Raw genomic sequence first — 11,363 nt, 5'->3', positions numbered from 1 at the left:
ATGACAAAAGCAACAATGAACATCAGGTACATCAATCGTTTTTCATGTTTTCGAGATTGGTTCAAGTGGTATCACCTTCTGATTTCAATTTGATTTGCTATATATTTCTATCTTACTCCAATGTATGTGATTTTTTTCACATAATATGTGAATACGGTTTGAACAAAGTATTACAACTTTATTAACGTTAAATCCACCAACAAAAACCCCAATGCCTGTTTAATACCAAAGCCCCATCTAAATATGATGGGGTTTTAATTTGACACATATATTAGTGTGCACTAATATGATAATCATATTAGTGAATGTTAATTTGTTTGGAGGTAGTCTCAATGAATCAAGATCCATTAGAGCAATTAGATGTTAAAGCCAAATTCATTCGCGGCTTTAGTGATAAGACGCGGCTTCAAATACTGGAATGTATTAAAGATAAAGAAAAGCCTGTATCTCAAATCGTTGACGAAATTCAAGGGAATCAATCGAACATTTCCCAGCACCTCGCTTGTTTGAAGGGCTGCGGGATTATTGTTGGAAGGCAAGAGGGGAAATATGTGTATTACAGTTTAAGCAATGAGAAGATTAAGGATATGTTACATATGTTCGATACTGTACTATCCCTAGTACACGATGGTGTTACCAAGTGTGATACGGGAATTTACTAAAACGGGGGGATTGAGATGTCGGACAAAGAACCGAAATTGAAAAAAAGCCTAACCTTACTGGATATAAGTACCACTTCAAATACAAATGCCGGTTGTGAGGATGATTGTTGCGAAGTATCAGAAATTCCACAAGTACAAAACACAGAAGACCAATCTGGTCAAAAATCAGATTTTCTAATCGGCGGTATGGATTGCCCTTCCTGTGCATTAACCGTGGAAAAAGCAGTCAAGGGTATCAAAGGGATCAACGGAGTTCAAGTCAACTATAACACAGGCAAAATGCAAGTCGTTTATGAGGATGAAAAAGTCCTTGATCAAATACCTGATACAATAAAAAAACTGGGGCACACCATTGAGGCTGTTCAGAAGAAGGGCAGTGGGCGAATCTATAACATAGAAGGAATGGATTGCAGTTCCTGCGCTTTAACGATAGAAAAACATATGAAAACCCTCCCCTCAGTCAAAAGTGTAAGTGTCAATTTCTCAACTGGGAAAATGACAGCTGAACACGACAGTTCAGTCGAAGAAATCATCAAAGAAATATCCAAATCCGGTTATAAAGCTACGCTAGTTTCAAGCAAAGGGAAAAGTGATCAGGTCAAAAAAGACAATTCAGGTACAAACCTGATAATTTTTTCTGGAGCCCTACTTCTTTTTGGATTTCTTGGCTCGTTCGCGAATGTATCACCAAGCTTTACAACTCTACTTTACGCAGTATCGATTATAATAGGTGGCTATAAACCAGCTAGAAGCGCTTATTATGCTATGAAAAGCCGTTCATTGGATATGAATGTATTAATGACTGCAGCTGTGCTTGGTGCCGCGGCAATTGGTGAGTGGTTAGAAGGTGCTACGGTAGTTTGGTTGTTTGCACTAGGAAATGTTCTTCAAACGAAGTCCATTGAAAAGACTCGAAATTCGATACGAAGCTTAATTGACCTAGCGTCTCCCGAAGCATTCGTGAAGAACGGTCAGGAGCTTATTAGAAAGCCCGTGGAAGAGATTTCAGTTGGGGATGTCATTGTTGTTAAACCAGGTGATAAAATCCCGTTAGACGGTTTAGTCATTGGTGGAGAATCGAGTGTAAATCAAGCGCCAATTACAGGAGAATCCATTCCTGTTGATAAGCAAGTTGGTGATGGTGTATACGCAGGTACAATTAACGAACACGGTGCCTTGGAGATTAAAGTAACCAAGCTGGTTGAAGATACAACTATTTCCAAAATCATTCACCTTGTCGAAAAAGCGCAAGAACAAAAGGCTCCTACGGAAGCTTTTGTAGATAAATTTGCTCGTATCTATACGCCAATTGTATTTATTCTTGCACTCGTTGTGATGGTTCTTTCCCCACTTATGGGTATTGGAACCTGGGGAGAGTGGTTTTATAAAGGATTAGAGTTATTGGTCGTAGCGTGTCCTTGTGCATTGGTTATTTCAACTCCAGTAGCAATTGTTTCAGCAATAGGAAATGCAGCCAAGAACGGGGTACTTATCAAGGGTGGAGCCTTCTTAGAAATAGCCGGAAGGATTTCAGCGATTGCTTTTGATAAAACGGGTACTTTAACGGAGGGAAAACCAAAGGTATCTCAAGTTGTATTGACGGGATCGAGTGAAGTTGAGTTGCTGCGTATTGCCCGAACATTAGAAGAATATTCTACACACCCCATTGCAAAAGCAGTAGCCCAGTACGCCAAAGATAAAGGCGTCTCAACCCTTCTAGGAGATAAGTTCAGAAACATCGTAGGTAAAGGTATTGGCGCGATTATAGGAGATAATGAATACTTTGCAGGAAACCTTAAATTGTTCAAGGAACTAAACGCTTCTCTAGGAGAACTAGAGTCACGAATCTTATCCCTTCAACAAGAAGGAAATACAATCGTTATTATTGGATCAAAAGAGAAGATATACGGTGTTATTGCCGTTGCGGATGCTATTCGTGCTACTTCCGTAAAAGCTCTTAAAGGACTTCAAACAGTTGGCGTCAACCAAGTAGTGATGTTAACAGGCGACAATGAAGGTACCGCTAAAAAAGTTGCTTCTGCAACCGGGGTAAACCGATATTTTGCAGAGCTGTTACCCGAAGATAAAGTGAAAGCCATTAAACAACTTCAAGAAGAAGGAAACATTGTAGCGATGGTTGGAGATGGTATCAATGATGCTCCTGCGCTTGCAACTGCCAATATAGGTATTGCAATGGGTGGGGCCGGAACTGACACGGCAATGGAAACCGCAGACATCGTTTTGATGGCTGACAATATAGAAAAACTACCCCATACTATTAAATTGAGCCGAAAGGCAATACGAATAATCAAACAAAACATTTGGTTTTCGCTCATCGTCAAAGCTCTTGCTTTGATGTTGATTTTCCCTGATTTACTTACCCTATGGATTGCTGTGATTAGTGATACAGGTGCAGCTTTAATTGTAATTATGAATAGTATGAGATTAGTGAAAGTTAAGGGGTGAAACGAAGGAGAACCTCCTTCGTTTTTTCCTTGGTGGTTTGATAAGCTGGGTCTGTTGAGTGCTGATATCCATAGTAGACTCGGTCAATTTATTAGTAAGCAGGGTGACCCGATTGGTTTACCGTGGCAATACAGAAGAGGATCTGCCTTAATTGGTGGCGTTTGAGTTGATGCAAAGCATATAGCTGAGAGTATAACCAATAGTGATATTAAGAAACAATTTTTTCATCGCTGGAGAAGATCTTCAATAAATAAAAAAAATCGAGCTTAATGAGCTCGATTTTTCTTATTTGATAGCTGGTATCATTAATATAACTTTTGATACGACAACATTCCGCCATTTAATATTCTGCGCCTTCAGTGTTAATGCCTTTATCTCCATACGTTTCGTCCTATTTATGAGGCTCAACATTTACGAAGATTGGGTTGGAATAAAACCAAAGGTCTTTATAGTTCCGTTTGTTGATTTCAGCGAAACGGGTTTCATTATCCTCAATGTCCGTTTTTTGATCGATCAATGGCTCTCCACTGCTAGTTTCCCCAATAACATCGGTCCCCAGATTGGTTCCTCTTAGTCTGAAATACTGGTTTTTACTCGCTTTTACTTTATAGGTGATCACATTATAACCATCGTCATCCGTTGTCCATTCATTGCTTGTGAAACGTTTAAGAACTTTGGTGGAATCATTCGTATCTTTACTGTAATCTTCTGTTCCTGGTATCGCCTTACCAGTTACATCACCGGAAATAAGATCTACATGATCGACCTGAACGGGGTCGCCATTATTGTTTTTCTCCGGACTTTTGAACCGGATCGTGATCTTGAGGTTGTTCCCATCCTTCACCTGAAGGTCTCCGCCCATTTCTGCTTTGCTTTTCCCGTGAGAAATATTAAAATCAAGTTCGTTAATCAAATCACCGAACACGGAAAATGATTTTCCGGACCGCATTCCGTTCAGGACAGCCTGCATATTAGAACCGTTTACCCATGTATAGTTCTTGGAATATTCGCCAGACCAGTATCCGCTTGAGTATTGGCGATTAGTGCTTATTTCAAAATGAGAATCCGAATTGGCAAAATTCCAAAACTTGCGACCTTCTCCAAGCAACGCATCCCACACGCCACCTAGTTTTGCTATCATGTAATCCGAACCTCCATAAGTTCGGTTTTTGGGAGTGGTTAAATTTAAGCCGCCTCTATCAGGTTCCATTTGATTGCCCGGCATGCCTTCAAGTCCGAAAACAACGGTCGGGGCTATATTATTGAAGTCCCGAATATCAGAAATTGTGTAAACCGTTTTTCTCGATGGGTGATTTAAGATACCATAACTGCTTTTCGGATAATTCGTTTCAAGCCATTTTAGAGCTGTGCGCGCATCATCTCGGGTCGAGTAGGCTCTGCTATCGTGTGCTTTCCATGCTGCTACATCTGCCGGATCAAACATTCTTTCATCTCGGTTAGTAAACAAATACTCAAACTGATTCGACACTTTCAAACCCTCTGCAAATCCCGGCTTGTCCGTCAAAATCCCAATTCCAACATGCTCGTATGTGGGCATATCCCACTCAAAGCCTGTGGAGATAATTTTATTCTTATATTCGCCTGCATCTTGCAATTGTTTGATTTTTGGCGCCTGATACTGGATAATCCCCTTAGATAACGGAATTGGACCTCCCGGAATAGGGTTTCCTTCATCATCGCGCGATGATGTTCTCAGGTGATCTGAGATTGCAATCCAATCCATACCATACTTATTAAATGCATTATCCAACACATCCTTAAGTGATTGCTGGGCATCGTCGGATTGAAAGGTATGCACGTGATACTCACCTTTCATCCATTTCCCGCCAGATTCTGTCGGGTTATTATTATTGCCAACAGAACCTTTGGCATAAACGGGTAGACCTTGTGAAAGGATTGAAAGACTGAGGGCTAAGATAGTAAGTGACTTCTTTTTATGTAACACGTAGCCAACTCCTTTGAATTTTAATTTTGTACAACTTTTTAATTATATCTACCAAGCATTTTAGGAGTGTTAGAGTGATATATAGTTTTCGTAAAGTCGATGTTCGCTGAAAAAAAGTGCAATTGGAGGCAATTGACACTTCTTTATTTTTTAACTGCGGGCTAGAAAGCCCTCTGAAAAAACCATATACATCCAAAGAATAATACGGTAGTAGACACACTAGGCAAAAACCACTTATAAGATAAGCGTTTATTTATGAAAATGAGAGTTGGGAATACCAAAGATACAATGAGGATTTGACCTAATTCAATTCCCACGTTAAAAAACAATAACGACGTAGCCAAATGGGTTGCACCTAAATTTAGTTCTGTTTTGCACTGGTGATAAAGCTCATTTCTCCGATATTCAATTCCCTTACCTCGTACGTAAAGATAAACTCCTGTTGTTTTTCTCCAATTTGAACTTTTGCCATGTTTGCGTGACTAGGATCACTGTCATCAAAGAATACGTTGTAACGAACGCTCAAATTTTCCGGAATTTTATTAACAGAGTAAGAAAGGATAATATCAGCAAATGCGCGTTCTTTTATCTTCAAGACAGACGTTTGTTTAATGGTTCCTTCAACGGGAATGCTGTCTGCGTAAACCGAAATATGAGTATTCATATATTCTTGGAGAGGAAGTTTGTTTTGGGTGATAATATTGTTCAATTCCTCTAAGTTTTCAATGTTTTGTTCATCCATCTTGAATCCAACCGCATGACTTAATTCAATTAAATCGAGTTGAAGGCTGTAATTGATCATTTGATCCTGAACATCTATTTTGGAAAAACCCTCACTGTTATTGCTGTGAGCATTGGCAACCGGCGATGAAATTAAGAAAACAATAGCTAGAATCATGATTAACCATTTAAATTTCACTATTACTACACATCCTCTTTGTTCATTTCAAAAGGAAAGAAGAGGAGCTAGTTGACTTAACTCCTCGCCACAAACCATGTACAGTGATTCTATTTTAAATTCATAAAGATTGGGTTGGAGTAGAACCAAAGGTCTTTCCAAATGTTCTCAACAGAAACTCGAGAAGGATCATACTTTACAAGTTGAACTAATGAATACCATAGTTCTATAAAAAAGGGTTGCCCTTGGCAGCCTTCTTTTCAGTTTACGGGCATAGTTGGAGAGGCTATATTTTTACATTTCCAATAAATTAACAAAGTATTTATCATTTTCAGCCTGAAAATCAGAATTCCTTTTTTCATGTATATTGTATTGGAATTTTTCCCAGGCTCTCTTACTTAATATCTTATAAGAAATTCTAGAAATTACAGAAATTTATCCGATTTTGGGATGCTATTATAAAAATACAAATAAAGCTGAGGTGATGAAATGCAAACGAAATTGGCAGCGGACGCCATTCCCCTCCCTCCCAAGTGGAAATCTTTGATAAGAACGATACGAACGTATAAAGTGATGTATGCTCTTTTATTCCCGGCATTATTATATTTTGCAATATTTAAGTACATTCCTATGGCGGGAATCGTTATTGCTTTTAAAAACTACAATTTGGCCTTGGGACTATGGGATAGCCCGTGGGTGGGATTGAAAAATTTTAAAGATTTTATTAACGGGGTATATTTCTGGGACATTATGAGAAATACGATTATCATCTCGCTGTACAAGCTATTGTTCGGCTTCTCGGCTCCCATCGTACTTGCTTTGCTTCTCAATGAAGTTTATACCCAATGGTTTAAGAAAATCGTACAAACAATCACTTATTTGCCCCATTTTCTGTCATGGGTCATTGTTTATGGACTGATGGTGGCATTACTAGCCCCAGGAGATGGCCTTTTTAACATGATTTTGAAGGAAAATGGCATCCAACCGATCTCCTTCCTGACGGAACCTGCATGGGGCAGACTGCTGATTATCTTATCTGAAATATGGAAGGATATCGGATGGGGAGCGATATTGTACCTTGCAGCATTAGCAGGAATTGATCCGAGCTTATATGAAGCGGCCCGGATTGATGGCGCTTCCAAGTGGAGACAGCTGTGGCATGTAACATTACCCGGCATTCGAGGAGTCATTATTCTGATGCTGATCCTTAAACTAAGCCATATTCTGGACGCTGGCTTTGACCAGATATTCATGTTTGCCAATACCTTTAACCAGGAGAAGATCGATATTATCGACACATGGGTATACCGTGAAGGGTTGGAGCGTCTTAAGATTGGGTTGGCTACTGCTGTAGGATTGTTTAAAGCTGTCATCGGATTTATTTTAGTTTTGGCTGCGAACAAGCTCGCCAAAAAATTCGATGGGCAAATTTGGTGAGGTGGTTTTCAATATGATCAATCAGACATTCGGGGAAAAAGTATGGCAAGCAGCCGTTTATTTCATTCTTTGTTTACTATCCCTAATTTGTTTACTCCCCTTTTTATATGTGGTTGCTGTTTCAGTGACGCCAGAATCAGAAGTGTTAAGAAGAGGAATTGTTATTATACCAGAATCCTTTACCTTTACAGCCTATAAAGAAGTATTCATTTCTCATGGTATCGGGCAAGCGTATAAAATTACGTTGTTTCGAACGATTGTAGGCACTGCGCTTAATGTGTTTTTTACGGTAATGGCGGCTTATCCGTTATCCAAAAAATATTTGCCAGGGCGCAAACCATTTTTACTATTCATTGTGTTTACCATGATGTTTAGTGGAGGGTTAATTCCGTCGTATTTGTTAATCCGCTCTCTGGGATTGCTAGACAGTCCGTGGGTATTGATTATACCGCATCTCATTAGTGCATTTAATCTGGTGATCATTAAAGGCTTTTTCGAGCAATTGCCTCCTGAAATCGAGGAATCAGCGAGGGTAGACGGTGCAAGTGAGCTTCAGTCGTTATGGAGGATCATTTTACCCCTGTCCTTGCCCGTCCTTGCCACGATTTCCTTATTTTACGCAGTCGGGCATTGGAACAGTTATTTCGATGCTATTGTTTTTATTAATGATTCCAACTTAATGCCACTTCAAGTTATCTTGCGTAACATCTTGCTGAACGTCGCAACACAAAGCGCTGATTCGATCGCCAGTACCGGAACGGTTAGCAAGTTCGCTGTGCAAATGGCTGCTGTAGTCGTGACTACGGTTCCGATTTTGATCGTTTACCCATTTATGCAAAAGCATTTTACCAAAGGTGTGCTCATGGGATCGATTAAAGGTTAAATGACATTCTTACCTAGGTTGTTACGGGGAAACCGTGATAATATAAAAGCAAAGAGGAGAGGTCAATATGCAACGTAAAAAGATTTCATTAACTATTCTGACAGCAATGGTAGGGTTGGGAGCGGTATTGTCAGGATGTGGAGAAAAAAAAGAAGTGATGCCAACAGCTTCGAGCAGCTCTCAAGGCAAGCCTAACCAGTTTGCGAACAAAATGAAAATCTCGATGTTTAACCAAGGTACTTTCAACGCTGCTGCTCCGATTCCTCCTCGTGAAGAAGATGTCCAACGCCAAATGTTAGAGAAGGCGGTGAATATCGAACTGGATATGATGATTCCCCAAGCGGGGCAAGCAACGACCAAACTGAATACGCTCATTGCCGGTGGAGATATTCCAGATATGCTCTTCTTGAAGAGCAGGGCTGATCTCGCGCAATATTATGACCAAGGCATTCTTGCGGACTTGTCGCCGTATTTGGATCAATTTCCCGAATTGAAGAAGCGTTTCGGTAAAGACTCCTGGGATGCGGTGACCTATCAGGGAAAAACTATTGCAGTTCCAGGTTATGATAATGTAAACGGTATCAGTCGAAGCTTCTTCATCCGCAACGATTGGCTCAAAAAGCTGAATATGAAAGTGCCGACAACCCCTGACGAGCTGTTCGAAGTGATGAAAGCCTTTACGGAGAAAGACCCGGACGGAAACGGCAAAAACGATACGTATGGATTCATAGGCGGTATGAATAAAGAAGGCAATCTGCAAACCTACGGCTTCGATAGCTTGATGTGGATGTTTGGCGTCAATCCTCCCTCAGCCATTGAAGTCAAAGACAATAAACCGGTGTTCCTATTTATCGATCCCAAAATGAAGGAGGCGCTCGCTTACATCAATAAAATGATGACAGCCAAAGTTGTGGATCCTGACTGGGTGACGATGAATACGCCCGATTTGTTGGACCAAAAGTTATTTAAAGGTAAAGTTGGCTTCATGATAAGAGATGCCCGCAGACTGGAACCGGATGCCCAGCAGAAAATGAAAGAAATCGGCGGAGAGGTACCGGAATGGATCGTCATTCCTCCAATGAAAGGGCCTTACGGCGATCAAATCGTGGAGAGAAAATCGTTCCAAGTCAATTCATGGGCCATTTCCAAGAAAGCGGACAAGGACAAAATCATTCGGATCTTGTCTATGCTGGAATATCTCTTTACGGACAAAGAAGCATACCCGAATTTCGCTTACGGACTTAAAGGGATTCATTGGGATTTGGTGGACGGCAAGGTCAAAAACAAAACCTCCGAGTTATCGAAGGATATGAGAGAAAAGTACCAGTGGGTCGAACATTATAAAATGGCGCGTCGTGGCGATGATGCCGAGTATTTCAGCTTCCAGAATCCAAAGACGACAGAAGCTTTTAATGACAACCAGAAATATGTGGCGCCTACTTTGCCCGGGAATATGTTGACTGCAGACCCGAGCGATACATTGGCAGCTGACCGCCAACGTTTCATTAATGAAAGCATAGTCAAATTTATGACGGGTAAAGACCCGCTTTCCAACTGGGACAATTTCCTCAAAACGTTGGATACCAAGTTTGATATGCAGAAATATAAGGACACAGCAACCAAGCAGTTTAAAGAAGCAGGCTTAATCAAGTAAATAAAGGAAGAGAGTGGCAATTAGTTGCCACTCTCTTTGTTGGTCTAGGGGGCAAAAAAATGTATGAATTTTTCTCGAAATCATGTAAAAAAACGCAGAGAAAAAGGACTACCATGTTAGTTGTATGCTCCTAAAAAAGATAAGTGAGGTTAGGTGAAGTGACGATGAAGGAATTATTTCCTAGGGAAGGCCTTCCAAATGTAATTCAAAAGTTGGAAAATGAGGACACGGTGACAATAGTCTATTTCGGCGGTAGTAATACCCGTTCTGAAGGATACCGTGTAATGACAGCGGAATGGCTTCGTGAGCAATATCCCAAGGCGGATATCCGCTCTGTGAATGCTGGCATTGACGGGACTGGATCGGATTTGGGCTGCGCTCGTTTGGAGACGGACGTGTTGCGGCATCAGCCGGACCTGGTGTTTGTCGAATTTGTCGGTAACGACGGCGGAGTTCCCGAGTCCAAAGCGCGGATCGAAGGAATCGTCCGTCAAATCCGCAAACGGAGCCGGTATACCGATATCCTGTTTGTTTATACGCTGAAGGAGCGGGATGTGGCCTTATTTCAGTCCGGGGAATACCAGAAGGGGGCTCTTATGCAAGAGGAAGTAGCCGATTATTACGGTATTCCTTCGATTCATCTGGGCGTAGCAGTCAGTCATTTGGTTTCGGAGGGAAAACTTGTTTTTACTTCAGGAGCAAATGAGCCCATTTCCGGAGCTGTTGTTTTCACACATGATTCGATACATCCGACAATTCCAGACGGACACCAGATTTACACGGATACGATCACTCGGTCGTTTGAGAAGATTCGTGAACTTCGAGGACGCTTGGGGAGGGTTGAACATAACTTACCTCAGGACCCGTTGGTCCCGGCCAATCCTTGGGAGTACGCCGCTATGCTGCCGCTGGATGGTCATGCCAATTTATCGGCAGGATGGTCCTACGTGACTCCCGATGATTCAGCTTTGGCCCGCGAGTATGATTGGTTGTTTCCCGGCCTATGGCGAGCGGTCGATCCGGGGGAGTCTATCAAGGTGGAGTTCATAGGCACTCACATCGGGTTGTTCGATATCGGGGGACCCGATTCCGGCAGATTGAAAGTAACGGTGGATGGCGGGGAACCTTTCCTTATCGATCGATTCACGCTATATAACGATCATAATCGGAATCAGTATGTTTTCTTGCCGGAACTTCCGAATGGGAAACATACAGTTCGCTTCGAAATCGATGCCGAGATGACAGATAAAGTGGCAGTGTTTGAGGCAAGTGGCAATGAACGAAGTTTGGAGCATGTACGGCAGCATCCGGATTGGTACAAGCAAACAGTGATTCAGCTTGGGAGGTTGTTGCTGGTGCAGCCGCCATTATAATTGATCAAATCGGCTTAGTTCCCA

Annotated in this window: 9 protein-coding genes and 1 pseudogene; 7 read left to right on the top strand and 3 right to left on the bottom strand. The window is 41.5% G+C overall.

The window, feature by feature from the left end:
* Window positions 1-332 precede the first annotated feature (332 nt).
* From AC58UU_RS04675 to AC58UU_RS04665, 3 genes and pseudogenes are all read left to right on the top strand, one after another.
* Window positions 333-662, top strand: a complete 330-nt coding sequence (locus tag AC58UU_RS04675) for an ArsR/SmtB family transcription factor (protein ID WP_497313450.1) — start codon at window positions 333-335, stop codon at window positions 660-662.
* A gap of 15 nt (window positions 663-677) precedes the next feature.
* Entirely contained in the window at window positions 678-3,128 is a 2,451-nt protein-coding gene (locus AC58UU_RS04670) for a heavy metal translocating P-type ATPase (protein WP_497313448.1), read from the top strand.
* A 6-nt stretch (window positions 3,129-3,134) separates the two neighbouring features.
* Window positions 3,135-3,293: pseudogene (locus AC58UU_RS04665) on the top strand (hypothetical protein); the annotation flags it as partial.
* Window positions 3,294-3,519: 226 nt separating this feature from the next.
* Here the strand turns inward: AC58UU_RS04665 and AC58UU_RS04660 are convergent.
* The 3 genes from AC58UU_RS04660 to AC58UU_RS04650 all read right to left on the bottom strand — a co-directional run bounded on the left by AC58UU_RS04660 (window position 3,520) and on the right by AC58UU_RS04650 (window position 6,013).
* On the bottom strand, window positions 3,520-5,094 hold the full coding sequence (locus AC58UU_RS04660; RefSeq protein WP_497313446.1) for a CehA/McbA family metallohydrolase domain-containing protein: 1,575 nt from the start codon (window positions 5,092-5,094) through the stop codon (window positions 3,520-3,522).
* A gap of 161 nt (window positions 5,095-5,255) precedes the next feature.
* Window positions 5,256-5,411, bottom strand: coding sequence for a HupE/UreJ family protein (locus AC58UU_RS04655; RefSeq protein ID WP_497313989.1), 156 nt, complete (start codon window positions 5,409-5,411; stop codon window positions 5,256-5,258).
* A gap of 44 nt (window positions 5,412-5,455) precedes the next feature.
* The gene (locus tag AC58UU_RS04650) at window positions 5,456-6,013 is read right to left on the bottom strand and encodes a hypothetical protein (protein ID WP_497313444.1); all 558 of its coding nucleotides are present in this window, start codon (window positions 6,011-6,013) and stop codon (window positions 5,456-5,458) included.
* Between the two features lie 468 nt (window positions 6,014-6,481).
* Here AC58UU_RS04650 and AC58UU_RS04645 point away from each other — a divergent pair, with 468 nt between their 5' ends.
* The 4 genes from AC58UU_RS04645 to AC58UU_RS04630 all read left to right on the top strand — a co-directional run bounded on the left by AC58UU_RS04645 (window position 6,482) and on the right by AC58UU_RS04630 (window position 11,339).
* Complete coding sequence (locus AC58UU_RS04645; RefSeq protein ID WP_171640486.1) at window positions 6,482-7,429, top strand: ABC transporter permease; 948 nt, start codon at window positions 6,482-6,484, stop codon at window positions 7,427-7,429.
* Window positions 7,430-7,442: 13 nt separating this feature from the next.
* On the top strand, window positions 7,443-8,312 hold the full coding sequence (locus AC58UU_RS04640) for a carbohydrate ABC transporter permease (protein ID WP_497313441.1): 870 nt from the start codon (window positions 7,443-7,445) through the stop codon (window positions 8,310-8,312).
* Window positions 8,313-8,379: 67 nt separating this feature from the next.
* Window positions 8,380-9,966 carry an extracellular solute-binding protein gene (locus AC58UU_RS04635; RefSeq protein WP_497313439.1) on the top strand — a complete coding sequence of 529 codons (1,587 nt, stop codon included), beginning with the start codon at window positions 8,380-8,382 and terminating at the stop codon, window positions 9,964-9,966.
* A 164-nt stretch (window positions 9,967-10,130) separates the two neighbouring features.
* Complete coding sequence (locus tag AC58UU_RS04630) at window positions 10,131-11,339, top strand: SGNH/GDSL hydrolase family protein (protein ID WP_497313437.1); 1,209 nt, start codon at window positions 10,131-10,133, stop codon at window positions 11,337-11,339.
* Window positions 11,340-11,363: the final 24 nt, after the last annotated feature.

The sequence above is a fragment of the Paenibacillus sp. JT22N1 genome (assembly GCF_059692155.1).
The sequence above is the reverse complement of the archived record's forward strand: the minus strand, read 5'-3'. Positions and strand labels throughout refer to the sequence as shown.

Coding starts and splice junctions, on each gene's coding strand:
- AC58UU_RS04675 (WP_497313450.1), top strand. CDS start 333: ATGAATCAAGATCCATTAGAGCAATTAGATGTTAAAGCCAAATTCATT.
- AC58UU_RS04640 (WP_497313441.1), top strand. CDS start 7,443: ATGATCAATCAGACATTCGGGGAAAAAGTATGGCAAGCAGCCGTTTAT.
- AC58UU_RS04635 (WP_497313439.1), top strand. CDS start 8,380: ATGCAACGTAAAAAGATTTCATTAACTATTCTGACAGCAATGGTAGGG.
- AC58UU_RS04670 (WP_497313448.1), top strand. CDS start 678: ATGTCGGACAAAGAACCGAAATTGAAAAAAAGCCTAACCTTACTGGAT.
- AC58UU_RS04645 (WP_171640486.1), top strand. CDS start 6,482: ATGCAAACGAAATTGGCAGCGGACGCCATTCCCCTCCCTCCCAAGTGG.
- AC58UU_RS04630 (WP_497313437.1), top strand. CDS start 10,131: ATGAAGGAATTATTTCCTAGGGAAGGCCTTCCAAATGTAATTCAAAAG.